14 protein-coding genes are annotated in these 21,263 nt (G+C 56.0%); 11 read left to right on the forward strand and 3 right to left on the reverse strand.

Annotated elements, in window-relative coordinates; translation table 11 throughout:
- Nucleotides 1-86: 86 nt before the first annotated feature.
- Together ACXAG1_RS02180 and ACXAG1_RS02185 are read right to left on the reverse strand one after the other, a co-directional pair.
- Entirely contained in the window at nucleotides 87-1,916 is a 1,830-nt protein-coding gene (locus ACXAG1_RS02180; RefSeq protein WP_475118801.1) for a collagenase, read from the reverse strand.
- A gap of 114 nt (nucleotides 1,917-2,030) precedes the next feature.
- Nucleotides 2,031-4,562, reverse strand: coding sequence for a M9 family metallopeptidase (locus tag ACXAG1_RS02185; protein WP_475118802.1), 2,532 nt, complete (start codon nucleotides 4,560-4,562; stop codon nucleotides 2,031-2,033).
- Nucleotides 4,563-5,035: 473 nt separating this feature from the next.
- Here ACXAG1_RS02185 and ACXAG1_RS02190 point away from each other — a divergent pair, with 473 nt between their 5' ends.
- The 4 genes from ACXAG1_RS02190 (at nucleotide 5,036) to ACXAG1_RS02205 (ending at nucleotide 11,147) form a co-directional block, all read left to right on the forward strand.
- On the forward strand, nucleotides 5,036-5,737 hold the full coding sequence (locus ACXAG1_RS02190) for a TetR/AcrR family transcriptional regulator (RefSeq protein WP_475118803.1): 702 nt from the start codon (nucleotides 5,036-5,038) through the stop codon (nucleotides 5,735-5,737).
- Nucleotides 5,730-6,296 carry a DUF1285 domain-containing protein gene (locus ACXAG1_RS02195; protein ID WP_475118804.1) on the forward strand — a complete coding sequence of 189 codons (567 nt, stop codon included), beginning with the start codon at nucleotides 5,730-5,732 and terminating at the stop codon, nucleotides 6,294-6,296. The genes ACXAG1_RS02190 and ACXAG1_RS02195 overlap by 8 nt, the downstream gene beginning before the upstream one ends.
- 331 nt (nucleotides 6,297-6,627) lie before the next feature.
- Complete coding sequence (locus tag ACXAG1_RS02200; protein ID WP_475118805.1) at nucleotides 6,628-8,316, forward strand: serine/threonine protein kinase; 1,689 nt, start codon at nucleotides 6,628-6,630, stop codon at nucleotides 8,314-8,316.
- A 110-nt stretch (nucleotides 8,317-8,426) separates the two neighbouring features.
- Nucleotides 8,427-11,147, forward strand: a complete 2,721-nt coding sequence (locus ACXAG1_RS02205) for a TonB-dependent receptor domain-containing protein (protein WP_475118806.1) — start codon at nucleotides 8,427-8,429, stop codon at nucleotides 11,145-11,147.
- A gap of 186 nt (nucleotides 11,148-11,333) precedes the next feature.
- Here the strand turns inward: ACXAG1_RS02205 and ACXAG1_RS02210 are convergent, their stop codons facing one another.
- Nucleotides 11,334-12,971: an electron transfer flavoprotein-ubiquinone oxidoreductase gene (locus ACXAG1_RS02210; protein ID WP_475118807.1), complete on the reverse strand. Its 1,638-nt coding sequence runs from the start codon at nucleotides 12,969-12,971 to the stop codon at nucleotides 11,334-11,336.
- A 442-nt stretch (nucleotides 12,972-13,413) separates the two neighbouring features.
- Between ACXAG1_RS02210 and ACXAG1_RS02215 the strand changes: the two genes are divergently transcribed.
- The 7 genes from ACXAG1_RS02215 to gspG all read left to right on the forward strand — a co-directional run bounded on the left by ACXAG1_RS02215 (nucleotide 13,414) and on the right by gspG (nucleotide 21,258).
- Nucleotides 13,414-14,163: an electron transfer flavoprotein subunit beta/FixA family protein gene (locus tag ACXAG1_RS02215; protein WP_475118808.1), complete on the forward strand. Its 750-nt coding sequence runs from the start codon at nucleotides 13,414-13,416 to the stop codon at nucleotides 14,161-14,163.
- A complete protein-coding gene (locus ACXAG1_RS02220) occupies nucleotides 14,163-15,092 on the forward strand; it encodes an electron transfer flavoprotein subunit alpha/FixB family protein (protein ID WP_475118809.1) in 930 nt (309 codons plus the stop codon). Before ACXAG1_RS02215 ends, ACXAG1_RS02220 begins: the two co-directional genes overlap by 1 nt.
- Before the next feature lie 226 nt (nucleotides 15,093-15,318).
- Nucleotides 15,319-16,002 carry a type II secretion system protein N gene (locus tag ACXAG1_RS02225; RefSeq protein ID WP_475118810.1) on the forward strand — a complete coding sequence of 228 codons (684 nt, stop codon included), beginning with the start codon at nucleotides 15,319-15,321 and terminating at the stop codon, nucleotides 16,000-16,002.
- Between the two features lie 140 nt (nucleotides 16,003-16,142).
- On the forward strand, nucleotides 16,143-18,077 hold the full coding sequence (gene gspD / locus ACXAG1_RS02230; protein ID WP_475118811.1) for a type II secretion system secretin GspD: 1,935 nt from the start codon (nucleotides 16,143-16,145) through the stop codon (nucleotides 18,075-18,077).
- A complete protein-coding gene (gspE, locus tag ACXAG1_RS02235) occupies nucleotides 18,077-19,555 on the forward strand; it encodes a type II secretion system ATPase GspE (protein ID WP_475093057.1) in 1,479 nt (492 codons plus the stop codon). The genes gspD and gspE overlap by 1 nt, the downstream gene beginning before the upstream one ends.
- A 1-nt stretch (nucleotide 19,556) precedes the next feature.
- Nucleotides 19,557-20,774, forward strand: a complete 1,218-nt coding sequence (gene gspF / locus ACXAG1_RS02240; RefSeq protein ID WP_475093056.1) for a type II secretion system inner membrane protein GspF — start codon at nucleotides 19,557-19,559, stop codon at nucleotides 20,772-20,774.
- A gap of 55 nt (nucleotides 20,775-20,829) precedes the next feature.
- A complete protein-coding gene (gene gspG, locus ACXAG1_RS02245; protein WP_475093055.1) occupies nucleotides 20,830-21,258 on the forward strand; it encodes a type II secretion system major pseudopilin GspG in 429 nt (142 codons plus the stop codon).
- The last annotated feature ends 5 nt before the right edge of the window (nucleotides 21,259-21,263 follow it).

Genomic DNA, 21,263 nt, shown 5'->3' on the forward strand with positions numbered 1-21,263 from the left:
AGAGGCTCGGCTGCGCCACGAATATTTTGAGTGCGAGGTGCGAGGTGCGAGCGAGCGGCGGCGCGCAGGCCCGCCGCTCAGCCTCGTCAGATGTGATGGCGATGGCGGGGTGTTTCCGGAAGGTCCGCTGGCTGCAGGTAGTCCCGGTAGAGATAGCGGTACAGCGTCCGCGGGAGTTTTTCCTGCTTGGGTGTGCTGCTTTGTGTAACGGTAATTTCGCTCAGCCAGGTTGCGAACGTCGCCTGCCACTGTTCTGCCAGCTGGTCGAGCTGCTGGCGATAACCCGCAAAGTCATTTTTGCGCAGGAAACCGGCGATGGTGGCAAGGCTGTCCGGGTCCTGCTGATACAGGAATCGGATGGCGAGATAGCTCCAGGAGTAGACCCGTTCACCGCCATCGTCATAGGTGGTGGCAAAAATGTCACTCAATGAGGGATATTCCGACGGCCGTGTTTTACGCAGGTCGCGCTCGGCGCTGTCATAGTGGTCGCCCTGGGCAATATAGTTCGCCAGCCCCTCAGACCACCACACCATATGGCTGGGAAAATGTCCGAAGCCGCCCCATTTGTTGAAGCGCCCATCGAGGTAGTGCACGTATTCGTGCTCCAGATTCCAGATACTGAAATCGGGATTGCTCCAGAAGGCCTCAAAGGCAATAAAGCGCGCCTGGTTACCGGGTTCGCCCGGGCTGCCTTCCAGGAACATGCCGCCATTATTGGTGTTGATATCAAACAGGAGTGCGGCGTACTCGTTGTACTGGCTGTAGTTGTCGAAGACGACCACTTCCAGGCGATCATTGTGGTCCTGCTCTACCGGTCTGTGCCCACTTTGCAGTTTGTAGTGGAAGTCGTCCTCCTGGGCGATCAGGGTTTTACAGGCAGATTTCAAGGCGGGCTCACTGATACTGTTGGCGCGGATCAGCAATGACGGTGAGCAGCTGTGTTCGATGGGGAGCGCGGTTTTTACTGCCGGGATATGGCAGCGATCCCTGAACTCTTCATCGCAGGCACTCTTGCCGCGAAACGATGAAACCAGATAGGGGCGGGTGTACAGCTTGCGCTGATCCTCATCGGAAAGAAATGGCAGGTCTTTCGAGAGTAGTTGCCACACGGTCTCATCGACCTGGGAATACCGCTCTTCTTCTTCGTTGATGACCTGCAGATTACCCAGTGCCCAGAGCGCGTGTTGCAGGCGCCACAAGCCGCGATCGACATCCGATGGGATTACCTGTGCGTTGCGAGTCAATATTTCCGTCGCGGTATTGTTGGCCTGTAGCGCTTGTTGAATCAGTGGCTTGCTTCTCGCCTCGTAAGCGAGAAATCCAATGGCCCGGTAGGTTTCCCAAAGGGTGTAGCGCGCCTGCTCGGTTATTTCGCTCCCTGGTGTATGGGTTACGTGGCGACTGAGAATACCGTACAGCGTATCCAAATGCGCAGCGAGCCGGCCGGTGAGTGGCGTTTGGTTGTAGTAGCGATACAGCGTAACCGCAAAATGTTCTTGCAGGCGCGCGCTTTCGTCACTGCGCTGGATGAACAGTGGGTGCTGTCGCAACTGGGTCAAAATTTTATCGACGGAGAACCACTGCAGATCATCGATTTCCTCGATTGGGCCGAAGTAGCTGTAGGCTCTGAGGAAATAAAGCAGCGCGTCGAGTTCGTCAAAGCGGGCACTGGGATTGCCGGTCAGGGTGTCGAGTTCTTGCAGTGCTGCGGCAAACTGATCTGGCTGGTGTACACCTCCGGTCGTCCAGAGCTCGGTTTCGGGTGCCGAGAGCTGTCTGAGTAGCGGGCTTTGACTGCGCTTCTCACAGCTACTGATCAGTGCCACAAGCAGGACCATGGTGATCGTGGGCCAACAACGTCGGTCTGGTGCTCGCTGTGTGCCCCGAAGTTTTGATACGAAATCGCTGTGCGTCATGTCGCGCTCCTTTTTATTGTGTGTACAATAACAAATATGGTGCGGGCAGGATAGTAGCATTGAAAACTTGTGGAGGAGATCCCGGCCGCTGGCCGGGATCGGAAGGGCGCTGGATCAGTTGGCGATTAGTTGAATGCCGGCGCCGGTGTAGCCTTCATTGGTAATGACTGAAATGTAATACCAACCCGTGTCCGGGGTACTCACTGACAGGGTTTCGTTGTTGTCACCGTTGGTGGAACGCTGGTCGTAATCACTACTGGTCGCCCAGGTAGAGTCCTGGACGTAGAGGTCGGCATTGCCTGTACCCCCAAACAGTTTGACGGTCAGGGAGCTGGTGCCCTCGGGAATATAGGTGTAGTAATAGTTGACGCTGTTACCGTCGGTCAGGCAGGTGCTGGTATTCAGTTCCAGATTGCCGTAGTCCACCGGCGCACCGCTACAGCTGGGTGTACTGGTTTCGGTATAGCTTGCCAGCAGGTTGACACCGGAGAATGCCTGATAGGCTTTGAGACGGATGTACCAGCGACCGGACTGCGGATTGTCCACGTCACACACTTCCACGTTACCGCCAATATACGGCCGGCATTGATATTCCGTATCCGTTGGTTCGCTGCCATGGCGCAGGTACAGATCGGCATCACCACTGCCACCGCTGATGGCAATGCTGAGGCTGTCCGCTGTGGCGGGAACATCGATATAGTAGAGCGTGTCGTCACCCGCGGCTTCCACGGCGATACCGGAAATCTCCTGGTTGTTAGCGATCGGGCTTGGCTCATTGTCACCGCCGTCACCGCCATCGTCGACCGTGCTCTCGACCTGCTGTAGCCAGGACTGCCACTCGCTGTCATAGCTTGTGCCGATATTGTTGATGTAGCTCAGGTAGCCATCGTAATTGCCGGCACGGAGGTAGGAGAGGATCTGGACCACTTCGCTGTGGTGCTTCTCAAACATGAAGCGCACCGCAAGATAGCCCCAGCGGTATACCCGGTCCTGCCCGCTGTTGTAGGTGTTGGCGAAGATTTCGCTGAGGTTGAACGCGCCTGTGCGCCCGAGGTTTACCGCCGTGTCGTTGTAGTTCTTTTTGGAGACGTACTCCGCAAGCCCCTCAATCCACCAAACGGTTTTGTGACTGCCGGTGCGGGCATCGGCAAAGTTGCCGTACAGGTTGTAGCGCCCGTCCAGGTAGTGCACATATTCGTGGGTCAGGTTCCACACTTCGAAGTCAGGGCGCAGCCAGTCGGCCTCGTGAGCGATAAACCGGGCCTGGTTGCCCTGTACGTCCGGGTTGCCTTCCAGGTACATACCACCGTTATCGGTATTGATGCCGTAGAAGAGCGGGGCATAGGTGTTGTACTCATCCCAATCATCGAACACGACAACCTCGAGATCGGTATTGAAGTCGTCTGCGACGGGGTTGAAGTTTGTGTTCAACAGTTCATGGAAGTGGGTTTCCTGGTCCGCCAGTTGATCACAGGAATCGACAAACTGGACCGAGTTCATATCCTGCGCGCGGATTTTCAGGCTGCTGCTACAGGTATAGTTATTGGCCAGCACCTGTTGTTGCAGATCCTCTTCGAATCCACAGATATCGAATACAGCGCAATCTCCGTAATAGTCCGCATTCCCCGCCGCGGCAATCCAGACGGTCTGACCGGTTCCCATCATGCTGTAGTGGTCGAAGATTGCCTGCGTCTCCGCTACTACGGTGTTGTACGCGGGGCTTGAGGTGTGCTGAAGGAAACGGGTCAATTCGCGCGCTGCGTTTTCCTGCATGAACTGCGATTCTGAATCCAGCATCCAGTCGGAGCGTGCGAAGCTACCGAGCAATTGCATGAGCTGGGTGTCGCTGCCAGCGGCAGACACGAAGTCATTGATGTAGTGACCGCGGAACAGAACGGTAAAGATTCCGTTGACCGAAGCACGCATGGAAGAAATGGCCCCGGCCTGGGGGTTCCAACGTTGCAGCCACTCTTTCACGACGGGCAGGTAACGGGCGTTTTCCCCCGCACTGTCGATCAGGACAATGGCATCCGTGGTTGCAGAGCCGTTAGTACTGGACAGGGCGTAGAAATCCGGGTTGGCAACGAACGCATCCAGTGCGCTTACCACGGCCGACTGGACCGAGCCATCGAAACTGACGTTCTCCGGGTAGTAGTACTCGATGTAATACCCGGTACGCAGAAAGTAGAAGAGGTTGTTGATGCTGGCATCACCGTCAGCGGCATCGTAATCCGTGGTCAGTTGTCGTGCGGCATTGGCCACAGTGACCATCTTCTGATTGCTGAAGCTGGCAAAGCTGGTGCTGTTGCCATCATACAGGTCGTTGATACAGCTACCTTGCGACTGCAGGATGTGGTCTACCAGTGCCTGCCCGCTTTTACTGGCGTAACCGTCCACATCACAGGTGGACATGGGCTCTGCCGACAGCATGGAAAACGTCTGCAGCGGAATCGGTGATGTTTGTGTCTGTTCGTGCGGGTTGTATTTGGGTTCCACCGGGGCAATGACGTGCATGTCACTGGCAGTGCTGGTGAGTGGGGTTGCTGGTGCAGGGGCGGCATTTACCTGTATTGCTGTCCCGAGCAATACGGCAGCGAGCCCGGTAATCAGGCTCTGCATCGACAGTAAAGTTTGATTATTTTTCATGATCTCTCTTTCATTATTAGAATCAGATTCGATTTGGCAGCTGAATCTACGGATAGCTGCGATCCAATTGTCAGGTCAGGTTCGGCATGGCGGCCCTCTATTTTGTTGTGCATCCAAAAACATAACATTGAGCGCAAGATATTTTTAGTCTTGCCTCACGTTTTCTGCGGCCGCTGGCGGCAAAATCTTTTTGCGCTGACGTAATTCAGCTTTTCCGCTTTGATTGGCTGAAAAAAGATCAGATCGAGTGAGCTATAAGCGCTAGATTTAAGAAGGGGAAAGAGGAGCTGCGCCGTGTGATACCCGCCAAACTGCGGAAAATGTGCTACTGGCGCGGGTTTTTCCTGTCAATTAGGCGCAAAGTCCCTTGTAGAATTTGGGAAATCCTTTTCCATTCCGGGGGAATTGCCTATCATTCATGAATGAATAGTCAATTTCAGTCTCCACATTCACGGACAGCTAAGGTCGGAAGTATGGATAAGGCAAAAGAGAAGGTTCAGCGGTTCCGCGCGCGGGAGCAACGTATCCTGGATGCGGCGTTAGAGCTTCTGCTCGAGCATGGTGAAGAGAAGGTTACCGTCGAGCAGATCGCTGAACGGGTCGATATCGGCAAAGGCACCATCTACAAGCATTTCATCTCCAAAACCGAGATCTATATGCGCTTGTTGATGGACTACGAGAAATCCCTCACTGAACGCCTGAAAAGCGCGGTTGCCACTGCCGAGCAGGGCGATATCACCGCTCCGGCCCGTGCCTATTTTGAGTCTCGTATGGCCGATCCGGCGCGCGACCGCCTGTTCCAGCGTCTGGAAGAGAAAATCATCGCCCTGAACCTGGCGCCTGAGATGATCGCCGAGCTGCACGCTCTGCGGAATTCCAATGCCTCCGCCCTTAACCGGGTGTTTGAGCGTCGTATGGAGCAGGGTGTTCTGAAGAAGGTGCCCGCCTACTATTACTACTCTACCTATTGGGCGCTGGTACAGGGCGCCGTTGAGCTCTATCACTCCAAGTCTTTCGCCGATGTTATCGAAGATCGCGAGGGCCTGATGGAGTTCATCATGGATGTGGGTGTCCATATTGGTGATATCTCCAATCGCCGTCACCTCGGCGGAACCCAGGCCTCCGAACCCGCACAAAGCACGCCGACGAGTACCCCGGGTAGCAGTTTTGGCTGAACCGCTCTTCCAACAGCTGCAGAAATTGCAGGACGAATTCCAGGGGCACCCACCGGTGGCCTCCTGGAACCCGGACCTCTGTGGCGATATGGATATGCTGATCCGGGCGGACGGCCGCTGGGTCCATGAAGGGACCGAAATCGAGCGCCAGCCGCTGGTCAAACTGTTTGCGAGTATCCTCAAGAAGGAAGGGCGTCACTATTACCTTGTCACTCCCGTGGAGAAGTGGCGTATTCGTGTAGAAGATGTCCCTTTTCTGATTACTCAGGCAGCCCGTGAAGGGGAGGGGAGCTCTGGTGAAATTTTGCTCACCAGCAACACCGCCGACGTTATAGTGCTGGACAAAGATCATCCGCTTTTGCTCAAGCCTTATGGAGACCCTCCCCAACCCGTTCCTTATGTTGAAGTCCGCAATGGTCTCGAGGGACGGATGTCGAGGGATGTTTACTATCAACTGATTGACTGGGCTGAGCCCCGTCAGCCAAGCGAGCCACCGGCAAAATTGTGCCAGTTGTGGCTTAAAAGCCGTGGCGAAGAATTTTTACTCGGGCAGTATTAGTGGTTTTTTTGTTCAACTTATAACTGAAACTCATGTACTGCCTGTCCATCAGGGTCTCTTGCCCGGAGTGATAATTAATCACCCGCCTGATCATTTTTTGCTCCCCCGGGATCTCTCTGAAATATTAGTGAAATCAAATAGAAATATTGCGGAAATATAAATTTAACATTGCAATATTTTTGAATTGATTTACTCATTTTTTTCTTCGCGTCTTTCATTCGTAACATTTTCGCAACACTCCGTTCCTAGACTCCCCCTCGTCCAAATTGCTTTGGCCGATAAGAATTTTTAAATCTCGGATTAATTCACTTCATCCTTGTTAGGGGGATCCATGAAACTTGCATCCAACAAGCTGCTGCTGGCAGCTGCGATTTCTGCTGTGCTGGCTGGTTGTGACAGCGGCGGTATCACCATTGCTCCGGAAAACAACGACAATTCCGTGACCAACCCGGGTACCGGTACTCCGACTACTCCCTCCGACAATCCTTGTGCTTCCTATGAGAAAGCCGGTTCTGTTAAACAGGGTGAGTTCGATGCGGAAACTGGCAACTGTACCTATAGCGCAGCGTTCGTTGACTCTGGTAACCCGCTGACCGTAGACCTGGTTATCTCCAAGCTGGACAACGGTGGCGCGCACGTTTTTGAAGGCAGCCTGTTTGTCGGCAACAACTACGACGACGACACCACCATGGCTGCCGCTGGTATCGCTGAAGGCGGTGACGGCGCGAAGCTGACTGTACAAGCCGGCGCGACCGTAGCATTCCCGAACAGCACCAAATTCATGGTGGTAAACCGTGGTTCTCAGCTGAATGCTGTCGGTACCGCTCAAGACCCGATCACTTTCACTTCTCTGTCTGACGTTGAAGGCACCGTAGGCGCCGAAGACGTACAGCAGTGGGGCGGTATGGTCATCAACGGTTTCGGTATCACCAACAAGTGTGCCTACGACGCCGAGTTGCAAACCTCCGAATGTCACGTACTGGCCGAAGGCGCTGCCGGTAAAGACCAGTCCAACTACGGTGGCGACAACAACGACGATAGCTCCGGCCACATGGAATACGTTCGCGTTAAGCACACCGGTGCTGAAGTTGCCAACGGCGACGAGCTGAACGGCATTACCTTCAGCTCCGTAGGCGCTGGCACCATCGTGAAAAACCTGCAGGTTTACTCCACTTACGATGACGGCATCGAAATGTTCGGTGGTGCAGTGAGCTTCGAAAACTATCTGGCCATGTACGTGCGCGATGACTCCATCGACATCGACGAAGGCTGGAGCGGCTCCATCACCAATGCACTGGTAATCCAGAGCGAAACCGATGGTAACCACTGTATCGAATCCGACGGTATCGGCTCTTACGACGGTGAAAATGACTACTCCGCGCTGATCGCTGCTGGCCTGAACAGCCGCCCGAAAATCGACGGCCTGACCTGCATCATCTCTGCACAGGCTGAGGGTACTCACGATCCGGGTGCTGGCTGGCGCTTCCGCGAAGGCATCTTCCCGATGATCACCAACTCCATGGTTGTGGGTTCCTTCGCTGCCGACGAAAGCGGTGCTGACGGCAACAACTACTGTCTGCGTGTGGACAGCACTGAAACTGCAGCTGCCCTGGAAAGCGGTGAAGCTCAGATCGAAGGCAATATCTTTGCCTGTGCCGACAAGACCAAAGGCGAGCAAATCGGTGGTGTAGCGCTGGCGGAGTGGGCTGAAGCCAATGGCAACACCTTCGCAAACGTTGCTGCTGACGCTGCCCTGAACCCGACTGCCGCTGCCGACACTGGTCTGCAACTGCTGGAAGGTGCTCTGTCTGTGTTCTCTATCGATGCCGACAGCATGATGGTTAATGACGCTGCTATCGCGATCAGCCCGGTAGTTGGTGCCACCGACGGTTCTGATGACCCGGTTGCCCGCGCTTACTTCGGTGCACTCAGTGCCGGTGGTAGCGACTGGACTGTTGGCTGGACCTACGGTCTGCACGACGGTAGCCGCGCTCAGGCCCTGTGGTTCGAGCAGCAGTAAGTGTATAGCCGGTCGGGAATTTAATTCCTGACCTGAAGGGCGCCGCCTTCACATTCTGGAGTCGGCGCCCTGTTTGATTAAGAGTTCAGGAACGATAAGAGGCCTGGGAAATGAAAAAGAACGAAACGTTTCAGAGAGCGCCGCTGGTATTGGCTATCGCCACGGCCTCAGTCATTGCTCCTAACGCGTTTGCGCAGGTAGAAATGGACAGTGTTGCTGGTCCGCAGGCTCAGCAAATTGAAGAAGTTATGGTCCAGGGGCGCTTGAAAGACTCTGCAGAAATGCTGGTCAGTGAGCGTCTGGAAGAAGAAGTGGTAACCGACATTCTCGGTTCCGAGATGATTGGCCGAGTAGGGGACTCTACCGTTGCTGCAGCTTTGCGCCGGGTGTCTGGTCTAACTCTGGTCAATGATAAATTTGTATACGTGCGTGGTCTGGGTGAGCGCTATTCAAGTACTACCTTGAACGGTGCCACTGTTCCCTCCCCGGATTTGACCCGCAGCGTAATTCCGCTGGATATTTTCCCCACATCCGTGGTGGATTCTCTGGCGGTTCAGAAATCCTACTCCGCTGACCAGGCCGCGACCTTTGGTGGTGGCAATGTGGATATCCGCACCAAGGGCATCCCCGATGCGCTGACCTTCTCTGTAGAGCTGGGTAGCGGCATGAACTCCGAAACCGATGGCGACGTACTGTCCTATCGCGGTGGTGATGACGATAGCTTTGGCACCGACGATGGCACTCGCGCACTGCCGTCAGACCTGACTGAAGCACTACAGCGTTTCAAGGGGCGCCTAGGTGTTCAGGATATCCGTACTGTGCTGGAACAGGAAGGTAACGAGTACGGCTCTGCCTCCGAAGCAATCGCTGCGGCGCAAGACGTCAATCGCCAGCTGGCCAAAAGCCTCAATCGAGACATTGCTATTGAGGAAGATTCCAGCAATCCGGATATGGATGTAAAAGGTAGCGTTGGTAACCGTTTTTACATCAGCGACGACTGGGAAGTGGGTTTCCTGGCCGGTGGCTCCTACAAGAGCCGCTGGCGTGAAGAGGAGACCCTCAAGCGCAGCTACGGTTTCCCGGATGAGCGAACTGACACTGAGCAGAGCTCAACCTACTCCGTGGATCTCACCGGAAACCTGAATGTGGGCATCCGTTACGCGGACGAGCAGGAGGTATCCCTTACCAGCCTGTATCTACGTAACACCGACGACGATACTTCCGTGCGTGATTTCTTCAACGAAAACCGCCAGGTTTCTGATGGCCGTGGTTTCCGTGAGTACACCCTGAAGTACGAAGAGCGCAATATGTTGGTGAACCAGGTGAAAGGCAGCCACCTTGCCGGCCCGGCCACCAAAGCGCTGGTACCAGGCGGTCTGCTGAACTGGGCGCCGGATGAGCTGGTGGTTGACTGGTTCTACTCTGATGCGACTGCCGAGACTGATATTCCCAACGAAGTCGCCGTAAATGCGGATACTGTCACCAACGCACAGGGTGAAACCGTTGCATCCAGTGTAAGCACTGGTGTAAACAGTGCGGGATTCCGTTTCACCGAGCTTGAAGACCAGGTAATCAACTACGGCTGGAGCACCACGCTGCCACTGGAGTTCTCTGCTTCAACACTGGAGCTGAGTGGTGGTTTTGCCCGCACTGAGAAAGCGCGTTCCTACAAGCAGACCGAGTTCCGTCTCGGCTCCCTGAGTGGTGGTTCAGACACCCTCAGTGGTGGCCTGGATGATGTGTTTGGCGATGCCAATATCGACGATGCCGAAAACAACTTTGTCTTTGACCGCGCCGGTGCAAACAATCAGAGTTACCTTGCTGCAACACTGACGGAAGCCGCCTTCGGTAAGATGGACTGGACTCTGAACGAGACCTGGCGAGTGTCTGCCGGTGCGCGCTGGGAAGAGTACAACCAGGTTGCGCTCGACTGGAATCCCTACGGTTACAGCGTGGACGATCCGCAGATCACCTCAGATCCTGAAGAGCTTGAGCAGGCAACCTACGCAGAAGATGCGGTTTACCCATCATTGTCTCTGACCTATATGGGTGCGCTGTGGGCGGATACTTTCCAGTTGCGCTTTGGTGCCAGTAAAACCGCGGTTCGCCCGGACCTGCGTGAAATCACCGATGCCATCTACATCGACCCGATTACCGATGAGCAGATTCAGGGCAACCCGAATGCGCGTCCGTCTGAGATTACCAACCTCGACCTGCGTGGTGAGTGGTATTTCGACAATGGCGACAACCTGACGATCTCGGCGTTCTACAAAGATATTGTTGATCCGATCGAGTTCTTCGAGTTTGCTTCCAGTGATACCAATATCGCTCGCGAGATTGTTAACGCTGAGTCTGGTGAGATCACCGGTATTGAAATCGAAGGCTTGAAGAGCCTTGGTTTCATGGGTGAAGTGATGGACAGCTTCTTCCTGCAGGGCAATGTCACCGTTCAGGAAACAGAGCTGGTTGCCGGTACCGAAGCCGATGCTCCAACCAGTGCGGTTCGTGAAATGACCGGTGCATCCGAGTACGTGGTGAATATGCTGGTGGGCTTCGATTCCCCCGATGGTATGCACTCTGCAACCCTGGGTTACAACGTATTTGGCGATCGTCTGTACCTGGCTGGCCGCAATGGTGCGCCGGATGCTTACGAGCAGCCATTCCACTCTCTGGATCTGACCTACTCCTGGTATCCCACTGCGGAAATCACGGTGAAGGCGAAGATGCAGAATCTGTTGGATGAAGCGATTGAGATCGAGCGCGCAGACGTAATCGTGTTTGAGCAGAAGCCCGGTCAGTCTTTCGCGCTGAGTGCGCAATACCAGTTCTGATTTGATATAGAAGAAACCACGAGCAACCTGGAAGTTGTAGCGGTAATAAACCAACAGGGAATGCTTACTAAGCCGGGCGCTGGAAACAGCGTCCGGCTTTTTTCGATTTGGTGTGCAGGATTTTCCGGTTTTCAGGCATAAAAAATGGGGCGCCAGAGGCGCCCCACTTGTAACGTGAACAGTTGATTACATATTCGGGTAGTTCGGCCCGCCACCACCTTCCGGTGCGATCCACACAATATTTTGTGTCGGGTCCTTGATGTCGCAAGTCTTACAGTGCACGCAGTTTTGCGCGTTGATCTGGAAGCGCTTGCTGTCACCTTCCTCAATTACTTCGTAAACGCCAGCAGGGCAGTAGCGCTGCGCCGGCTCGTCGAAGATGGGCAGGTTGTGGTTCAGCGGAATGTCGCTGTCTTTCAGGGTCAGGTGACAGGGCTGGTCTTCTTCGTGGTTGGTGTTGGAGATAAACACGGAAGACAGCTTGTCAAAGCTCAGTACGCCGTCCGGCTTCGGATAGTCAATTTTCTTGCAGTCCGCGGCCGGTTTCAGTTGCGCGTGATCGGCCTTGCTGTCGCTCAGGGTCCAGGGCAGCTTGCCCTTAAACAGGTTGATATCGATAAAGGCGTAGGCCGAACCGAGAATGTTGCCCCACTTGTGCTGCGCCGGGCCGAAGTTGCGCTGCATGTGCAGTTCTTTCCATGCCCAGCTGTTCTTGTAGCGCTCGCTGTAGTCGGTCAGTTCATCGCTGGTGCGCTCGGCAGTCAGGGCTTCGGCAACGGATTCCGCCGCCAGCATGCCGGATTTCATGGCGGTGTGGTTGCCCTTGATCTTGGCGAAGTTCAGAGTCCCTGCGTCATCGCCGATCAGCAGGCCGCCGGGGAAGGTCATTTTCGGCTGGGACTGCAGGCCGCCTTTTACAATGGCGCGCGCGCCGTACGCCACGCGCTGGCCGCCTTCCAGGTACTGCTTGATCACCGGGTGGTGTTTGTAGCGCTGGAATTCGTCAAACGGGCTGACGTGGGGGTTGCTGTAGGAGAGGTCGGTAATCAGACCCACAACGACCTGGCCGTCTTCCAGGTGATACAGGAAACCACCACCGGCGGAGCCGGATTCGTCCAGGGGCCAGCCGGCAGTGTGTACGACCAGGCCCTGCTGGTGCTTGTCGCTGTCGACTTTCCAGATTTCCTTGATGCCGATGCCGTAGTGCTGCGGGTCGCGATCGGCGTCGAGGGAGAACTTGGCGATCAGCTGTTTACCCAGGTGTCCACGACAGCCTTCGGCAAACAGGGTGTATTTTGCGTGCAGTTCCATGCCTGGCATATAGGAGTCTTTCTCCTCACCGTTCATGCCAACACCCATATCGCCGGTAGCGATACCTTTTACCGAGCCGTCTTCGTTGTACAGTACTTCGGCGGCGGCAAAGCCTGGGAAGATCTCTACACCCAGGGCTTCAGCCTGCTCCGCGAGCCAGCGGCACAGGTTGCCGAGACTGATAATGTAGTTACCTTCGTTGTGCATGGTGCTGGGGACCAGCATGCCGGGCACCTTGAGGGAGCTTTCCGGGCCGCGCAACACATAGATGTCGTCGCCATTGACGGCGGTTTCCAGCGGCGCACCGCGTTCTTTCCAGTCGGGGAATAACTCGTTCAGGGCGGTGGGTTCGAATACAGCGCCGGAGAGAATGTGCGCACCGACTTCAGAGCCTTTTTCTACAACACATACGGCGATGTCTTCATTGATCTGACGCAGCTTGATTGCGGCGGCAAGTCCGGCAGGGCCCGCGCCGACGATGACTACGTCGTATTCCATTGACTCGCGTTCCACAGGTCTCTCCTCAAACAGGTTTAATTATTCACCCGCCGAATTATGGCAGGCAATTTATAGGTAGGCGGATTATATCGGGCATCGTGCAACCCCACCAATTGCGTAAATTTTCATTTCCGCTGGCAAATACTGGCGTATTAGACGGTTTCTGGAGCCGCACAATCGGGCTTGTTTATGGCTCGAAATTGATCTTATGAATGGCTGCTAGGCTTACTATTCAACTATTGATTTTGGTCTGTGAAAGGGCCAACATACACGCCGCTCAAACGCTTGTTTGAACTGGAGGCAGGCTCGCAGGTGCCTTAAAACACTCGCTCCGGGTGCTTTGGCAGGGCCGCTGAAACACTCAGCCGGAAGGCTGCGCGAGTTACCCATGCCGCAGGTCAGCGCCGTAAACGGCAGCGATTGCGGCCTTTATGTAGACTACTGAGACGGGATTTTCATGAAAGTTCTTGTAGCCGTGAAACGCGTTGTCGATTACAACGTGAAAGTTCGCCCCAAGGCGGACGGTTCTGATGTGGACACTGCCAACGTCAAGATGTCCATCAACCCATTCTGTGAGATCGCGGTAGAAGAAGCGGTTCGCCTGAAAGAGAAGGGTGTGGTCAGCGAGATCATCGCTGTCTCCATGGGCCCGAAGCAGTGTCAGGAACAGATTCGCACCGCACTGGCACTGGGTGCCGACCGCGGAATCCAGGTAGAGACCGACGCCGAGCTGCAGCCGCTCGCCGTGGCCAAATGCCTGAAGGCCATCGTAGATAAAGAAGAGCCGCAGCTGGTGATTCTGGGCAAGCAGTCCATCGATGGCGACAACAACCAGACTGGCCAGATGTTGGCCGCTTTGACTGGCATGGGGCAGGGTACCTTTGCCTCTGAAGTCAATGTTGAAGAGGGCTCCGTCAAGGTGACCCGCGAAATCGATGGCGGTCTGCAGACCGTTGAGCTGACCCTGCCGGCGGTGGTCACCACCGACCTGCGCCTGAACGAGCCCCGTTACGCCTCCCTCCCCAACATCATGAAGGCCAAGAAAAAGCCTCTGGATGTAACCAACCCGGAAGAGCTGGGTGTGGATATCGCCCCGCGCACCAAGACCCTGAAAGTTGAGCCGCCAGCCGAGCGTCAGGCAGGCATCAAGGTTGCCGATGTAGCGGAACTGGTAGAAAAACTGAAAAGCGAGGCGAAGGTAATCTGATGAGTATTCTTGTAATTGCAGAACACGACAATGCGGAACTGAAGGGCGCCACGCTGAATACCATTGCTGCCGCTAAAGCCATTGGTGGTGATATCGACGTGCTGGTGGCTGGCAGTGGCTGTGGTGCGGTTGGTGAAGCCGCGGCCAAGGTCGACGGCGTAAGCAAGGTGCTGGTGGCCGATAATGCGGCTTACGAGCATCAGCTGGCGGAGAATGTTGCCAAACTGGTGGCAGACCTGGGCAAGAACTACAGTCACGTGCTGGCACCGGCCACGACGACCGGCAAAAACATGCTGCCCCGTGCAGCGGCACTGCTCGACGTTCAGCCGATTTCCGACATCATCGCAGTAGAGAGCCCCGATACCTTCAAGCGTCCGATCTACGCCGGTAATGTGATTGCTACCGTACAGAGCTCTGACGCCATCAAAGTGGCATCTGTGCGTACTACCGCATTTGATCCGGTTGCCGCAGAAGGCGGTAGCGCCGCTGTGGAGACTGTCGATATCGTTGACGATGCAGCCGTTTCCAAATTCGTTGGCGAAGAGCTGGCCGAGTCCGACCGTCCGGAACTGACCGCGGCACGCGTCGTGATCTCCGGTGGTCGCGGTATGCAGAACGGCGAGAACTTCGAGCTGCTGTACAAGGTTGCCGACAAGCTGGGCGCTGCTGTGGGCGCATCCCGCGCCGCCGTGGACGCTGGCTTTGTGCCGAACGACATGCAGGTCGGTCAGACCGGTAAGATCGTTGCTCCGGATCTGTATATCGCGGTTGGTATTTCAGGCGCCATTCAGCACCTCGCGGGCATGAAAGACTCCAAAGTGATCGTGGCTATTAATAAAGACGAAGAAGCGCCGATCTTCTCAGTGGCGGACTACGGCCTGGTGGCCGATCTGTTCGATGCGGTGCCGGAGTTGGAAACCAAATTGTAACATTCAGTTCATATACTCTATTCCGGAAAGAGGGGCGGCCACTGGCCGCCTTTCTTGTTTTTGACGGAATGTTGGGTCACTGTGGCGGGTATGTTGGCGTTTGTGGCTTTACTCGCCCGCTGGTTGTTATTTAACCTATACGGTTGAGAGCATTGCCTTTCTGGGGGGAAGCCCCGAGAATAGGCGCCCAATAAATAGAATTACGCTGTTTGCGACGGGTTTCATCATGTCTTTGGTCAAGCGCACACTTACGTCCGCACTGCAGAATCCGGGGGCTCCGGGGAGTAGTGCCAAGAGGAGCCTGCTGGCGACTACAGCGGTTGTTGGCGGCTGGTTTGCTGTAAACCTGATGGCTTACGGTCATCTGGCTGTTCCCGGCGACAGTGGTGAGCAGAGCCTGTTGGCGGAACGGAGCAGTCGCTCCGTGTCGCGCAATACCACGGAGACACTTCCTGCAACGGCATTTTTTGGTGTCGCACCGGTCAAAAAGGCGGAAGAGCCCGAAATCGACCTGGCCAATATCCCCATCACCCAACTCAATCTTGTACTTTCTGGTGTACTCAGCAGTAGCGTCAATGAGCATGCCAGCGCCTTGATCGCAGAAAGGGGCAAGCCCGCAGAGCGTATTTTTGTAGGACAGACCTTGCCGGGGGGCGCAGAGGTCTATTCCGTAGAAGTCGACCATATTATCCTTCGCCGTAACGGTCAGATGGAAAAATTGACCTACCCGGATGCGGAAGGTCGCCCGACTGTGCCTAAACAGTATGCGAACTACGCCCGCCAGGCGGCCAAGGTGATCAGTGCAAACTCCAGTGCTGGCCAGGCCGATAAACAGCAGTCCATTCGCGAGCGCCTTGAGCAGCTGCGTGAAATGGCTCGAGAGCGTCAGGGGGCGCAGTCTAGCCGCTAGCGGACTTGTCCGCCGTGCAGGCAAGCGAATTGGGAACTTGGGTATTCGCTTTCAAGACCTAACCATTTACCGACCAGATAAGAATTAGAGTCAGATTCATAATGATGAGCGTGTTACACCGACGACTGGTTGCAGTCGCCATGGGTTTTTTGTTGTCTTTTTCGGTGCTGGCTCAGTCTTCCCCGGAGAGAGTGACTCTTTCACTCGACAACGCCGATATTCGTGACCTGATCAACTGGGCTGCGGATTTCACCGGTAAAAACATCATTGTCCACCCCAATGTGAAAGGTAAGGTGACCGTGGTCGCGGGTGACCCCATGTCCCACGCGCAGGCCTTTGACGTCTTCATGTCGGTATTGCAGGTAAATGGTTTCAGCCTGGTAGAGCAGGGTGATGCCTGGAAAGTGGTGCCCGACGCGCTCGCCAAGCAGCAGGCAATTCCGGTGATTGACGAGCAGACCCGCGCGCCAGGTGAGGCGCTGGTGGTGCGCACGGTGAAGGTCGAAAATATTTCCGCTGCGCAGCTGATCGCCATGTTGCGTCCGCTGATTCCGCAAACGGGCCATTTGGCGGCCTACGCGGACACCAATACGCTGATTGTTGCCGACCGCGCCGCGAACATCGATCAGATTGTGCGCCTTATCAAGCAGCTAGACCGCGCTGGAGCTATCGATATCGAGCTGGTTGCGCTGGAATTTGCTTCTGCCAAAGAGGTGAAGCAGGTGTTGAATGAGCTGCTGCAGGGCGGAGGCAAGCAGGCTGGCAATGATGTGCAGCCATTGCGTATTGCAGTCGATGAGCGCTCCAACAGTATACTTCTTACCGGCGATCCGGTTACCCGCACGCAGCTCAAGAAAGTGATTCAACGCCTCGACCAGCCGCTGGCAGGCGAGGGCAACACTGCGGTTGTGTATGTGCAGTACGCCAGCGCGGTGGACCTGAAGCCAATCCTCGAGGGTATGAGTGGCAGTATCCAGAAGACCGAGAAAGATCAGCAGGTCGCTGATGTCGAGGTCAGTATTCAGGTCAACGAGGAGCTGAATGCGCTGATTCTTACCGCGCCTCCATCGCTGCTGGAAACCATGAAAGGGGTAATTGCCAAACTGGATGTGCGCCGGGCGCAGGTTTTGATTGAGGCGATTATTGTAGAAGTTACGGAAGGGTCTGGCAGTGACCTGGGCATCAAGTGGCTCGCCGGGAACGACGACGATATCTTTGCCGGCTTCAATAACGATGTGGCCATTGGTGATCCTGACGGGGACAACACCATTGAGGTGGATGGTGTTCCCATCAACCCGGGTTCCCTGGATCCGCTGAACCTGGTCGGTGCGGGTCTGAATCTTGGGTTCCTGAGCGGTACCGACGTGCGCGTGGCAATTAATGCGATCGCCTCTGAGAACAACGCAAATATTCTATCCACGCCGACCATCATGGCCCTGGACAACGAGGAAGCAGAAATTCTGGTTGGTCAGAATGTACCGTTTATTACCGGATCGCAGTTGACCACTGGCAGTAACAACGATCCCTTCCAGACCATTCAGCGTCAGGATGTGGGTACCATTCTCAAGGTCACGCCGCGGGTCAATAACAACAACTCGGTAACGCTGGATATCGAGCAGAAAGTGGAAAATGTGCTGCCGGTTACCGGTGCGGCTTCGGACATTGTCACCAGCAAGCGCGAGATTCGCACCAAGGTGCTGATCGACGATGGCGCCATTCTGGTGCTCGGCGGACTGATCGAAGACAAGCTGACCGAAATCAACAACAAGGTTCCCTTGCTGGGTGACCTTCCCGGGGTGGGCCGGTTGTTCCGCAACTCGTCGAAAGACGTGGATAAAACCAACCTGATGGTATTTATCCGTCCGCGTATTCTCAGCAATCAGATTGCAGGCTACGAGGAAACCCGTCGTCGCTACCGCGATATGCAGGAAAAGCAACTGCGTATGCGCGACGACACCAGCCGAATCTGGGACTGGAATCGCGGCGATGTTCTGCCCGACCTGCTGCCACCTGCGGCAAGCTACGAGCAGGATGCCCAGGAGCCCGTTCCCGTGGAGCCTGAGGGCGTCAAGTGATGGCGGAAGTCGTGCTCAAGCGCCTGCCATACGCGTTTGCCAAGCGGCATCAGGTGCTGTTGGCGGAAGTGGAGGGCACTCCGGTCTGCCAGTATGTGGCGCCGCTGAACCCGTCGGTATTGGCGGAAGTACAGCGTCTGTGTGAGGTGCCATTGGGTGTGGCGCCGGTCGATGTGGAGTCCTTTCAGCGCTCGTTACAGCGGGAATACGAAAACCGCGAGGGTGGCAATCTCTCTGATGTTGAAGGCCTGGGCGATGACCTGGATCTTGCTGCGGTGGCGGACTCCCTGCCCGAGACCGAAGACCTGCTGGAGCAGGAAGACGATGCGCCTATCGTTCGTCTGATCAACGCTATCTTTGCCGAATCCCTCAAGCAGGGGGCTTCGGATATCCATATTGAAACCTTTGAAAAGCGCCTGGTGGTGCGTTTCCGCGTGGACGGTGTCCTGCGTGAAGTGCTGCAGCCCCGTCGCGCCCTGGCACCACTGCTGGTGTCGCGGATCAAGGTTATGGCGAAACTCGACATTGCCGAGAAACGGGTGCCCCAGGATGGCCGTATTTCCCTGTTGATGGGCGGGCGCGAGGTGGACGTCCGTGTATCCACCATGCCGTCGTCCGCCGGTGAGCGGGTGGTAATGCGTCTGCTGGACAAGCAGGCCGGCAAGATGGATATGCGCAACCTGGGTATGGCGGAGCGCGATCTCAAGGTCATTACCGAGTTGCTCGGCCGCCCCCACGGAATTTTGCTGGTTACCGGTCCAACCGGTTCCGGTAAAACCACCACTCTGTACGCGGGCCTCGCCAGTATCAATAACCGGGAAAAAAATATTCTCACCGTGGAAGACCCGGTGGAATACAACCTGGAAGGGGTCGGCCAGACCCAGGTGAATACCAAGGCGGATATGACCTTCGCCCGTGGCCTGCGCGCGATCTTGCGCCAGGACCCGGATGTGGTGATGGTTGGTGAGATCCGCGACCTGGAAACCATGCAGATCGCCATTCAGGCGAGCTTGACCGGTCACCTGGTGCTCTCCACGCTCCACACCAATACCGCGCTGGGTGCGGTCACCCGCCTGGTGGATATGGGGATCGAGCCCTTCCTGTTGTCTTCAAGCATTATCGGGGTTCTGGCCCAGCGCCTGGTGCGCGTTCTGTGCCCGGATTGCCGTCAGCCCCACGAGGCAGATGCGTTTGAATGCCGCATGCTTGGGCTGGAAGAGGGGGCTACCGCCACCATTTACGGCCCCGGTGGTTGTGAAAAGTGTAACCACAGCGGTTATCTCGGTCGGGTGGGTATCTATGAACTGGTACCGGTCAACGAGCGACTTCGCCAGATGATCCACGATCGCGACTCGGAAAGTGCGCTGGTGAACGAGGCGCGCAAGCTCGGCCCGAGTATTCGCGACGACGGTATGGCCAAGGTTCTTGCGGGCATTACTTCACTGGAAGAAGTACTGCGGGTTACCCAGGAGTCCTGATATGGGGGCATTCGAGTACACGGCACTCAACAGCGGCGGACGAAAAAACCGCGGTACCCTGGAAGCAGACAGTGCCAAGGCTGCGCGTCAGCAGCTCCGTGCCAAGGGGTTGATTCCTCTGGAAGTCACCGCCGCCGGTGAGTCCTCCCAGCAATCTGCCGGCAGCTTTTTAAGTGGTAGCCCGGGCCTCGGTATCAAACCATTGGCGCTGCTCACGCGGCAGATCGCGACGCTCTTGCGCGCGGGTATTCCGCTGGAGGAAACCCTCAGCGCAATCGCCAATCAGACCCGCAACCAGAAAGTGCGCCGCATTGTGCTGGCGATTCGTGCCAAGGTGCTGGAAGGGCACAGCCTGGCGCAGGCGCTGGGCAGCTTCCCGCGTGCATTTCCAAAATTGTACCGCGCAACCGTCGAAGCCGGTGAGCACTCCGGGCACCTCGATGACGTGCTCGAGCGCCTCGCGGATTACACCGAGACCCAGCAACAGTTCCGCCAGAAGGTGCAGCTTGCCCTTATCTATCCGATCGTGCTGGTGGTGATCTGCGTGCTCGTGGTGACCGGCCTGATGGTGTATGTGGTACCTGATGTGATCGAGGTGTTTACCGGTACCGGCCAGCAATTGCCTTTGGCCACAGAGATACTGGTGTCGATCAGTAACTTCATTTCTTCCTGGGGTTGGATTATTCCCCCGGTCCTTGTTCTGCTGGTTATCGGCTGGCTGTTTCTTTTGCGCCAGCCCGGGTTCCGCTACCGCTATCACCATCGCTTGCTGGAAATGCCGGTGATTGGCTGGCTGGTGCGGGGCGGACAGAGTGCCCGCTATGTCGGTACTTTGGCCATCCTGACCGGTAGTAGTGTGCCCCTGGTCCAGGCCATGGGCATTGCCAGCGGTGTAATGGGGAACGATTTTCTGAAAGCGCGTCTCCAAACAGCGCAGAAATTTGTGCGCGAGGGCGGCAGCCTGAGGCGGGCGCTGGAAGACGTTGAGTACTTCCCGCCGATGATGACCTATATGATCGCCAGCGGTGAATCCTCCGGCACGCTCGACGAGATGCTGGAGCGTGCTGCGGAGAACCAGGAGCGGGATCTGCAGGGCGCGGTCACCGCGTTTGTCAGTCTGTTTGAGCCGCTGATGTTGCTGGTGATGGCCGGGATCGTACTGTTTATCGTGATGGCCATCATGATGCCGATTATGAATATGAACCAACTGGTTGTCTGATCTGCTACGTGCGGGAGCAGGGCGGCCGAGAGATTTTGAACACGCGAGGTGAGAAATGAAGAATCTGCGTAAAAGTAAGGGGTTTACCCTGATTGAGATCATGGTGGTGATCGTGATTCTCGGTGTGCTGGGCGCACTGGTGGTACCAAACATTATGGGCCGTACCGGTGAAGCTCGCATCAAGGCAGCGACCGTCGACCTCCGTGCCATCTCCACGGCGCTGGATATGTACCGTATGGACAACTTCGTGTACCCGAGCTCTGATCAGGGGTTGGGTGCGCTGGTTGCGAAACCTTCCGGCTTCCCGGAAGCCAAAAACTGGACCGAGCCCTACCTGAAGAAAGCCCCGAAAGACCCCTGGGGCAACGAGTATCAGTACATCAGCCCGGGCAGCAGCGGCCCCTACGACCTGTTCAGCCTGGGTGCCGATGGCAAGCCCGGTGGTGAAGGCGAGTCTGCCGACCTGTTCGCGTCCGAGCTGTAAGGCTG

It is taken from the genome of Microbulbifer sp. ABE4_465, from assembly GCF_056160765.1.

Bases quoted from the DNA above. Each gene is read 5' to 3' on its own strand.
- gspE (WP_475093057.1), top strand. From the start codon at position 18,077: ATGGCGGAAGTCGTGCTCAAGCGCCTGCCATACGCGTTTGCCAAGCGG.
- gspG (WP_475093055.1), top strand. From the start codon at position 20,830: ATGAAGAATCTGCGTAAAAGTAAGGGGTTTACCCTGATTGAGATCATG.
- ACXAG1_RS02180 (WP_475118801.1), bottom strand. From the start codon at position 1,916: ATGACGCACAGCGATTTCGTATCAAAACTTCGGGGCACACAGCGAGCA.
- gspF (WP_475093056.1), top strand. From the start codon at position 19,557: ATGGGGGCATTCGAGTACACGGCACTCAACAGCGGCGGACGAAAAAAC.
- ACXAG1_RS02200 (WP_475118805.1), top strand. From the start codon at position 6,628: ATGAAACTTGCATCCAACAAGCTGCTGCTGGCAGCTGCGATTTCTGCT.
- ACXAG1_RS02225 (WP_475118810.1), top strand. From the start codon at position 15,319: ATGTCTTTGGTCAAGCGCACACTTACGTCCGCACTGCAGAATCCGGGG.
- ACXAG1_RS02185 (WP_475118802.1), bottom strand. From the start codon at position 4,562: ATGAAAAATAATCAAACTTTACTGTCGATGCAGAGCCTGATTACCGGG.
- ACXAG1_RS02220 (WP_475118809.1), top strand. From the start codon at position 14,163: ATGAGTATTCTTGTAATTGCAGAACACGACAATGCGGAACTGAAGGGC.
- ACXAG1_RS02205 (WP_475118806.1), top strand. From the start codon at position 8,427: ATGAAAAAGAACGAAACGTTTCAGAGAGCGCCGCTGGTATTGGCTATC.
- ACXAG1_RS02215 (WP_475118808.1), top strand. From the start codon at position 13,414: ATGAAAGTTCTTGTAGCCGTGAAACGCGTTGTCGATTACAACGTGAAA.
- ACXAG1_RS02190 (WP_475118803.1), top strand. From the start codon at position 5,036: ATGGATAAGGCAAAAGAGAAGGTTCAGCGGTTCCGCGCGCGGGAGCAA.
- gspD (WP_475118811.1), top strand. From the start codon at position 16,143: ATGGGTTTTTTGTTGTCTTTTTCGGTGCTGGCTCAGTCTTCCCCGGAG.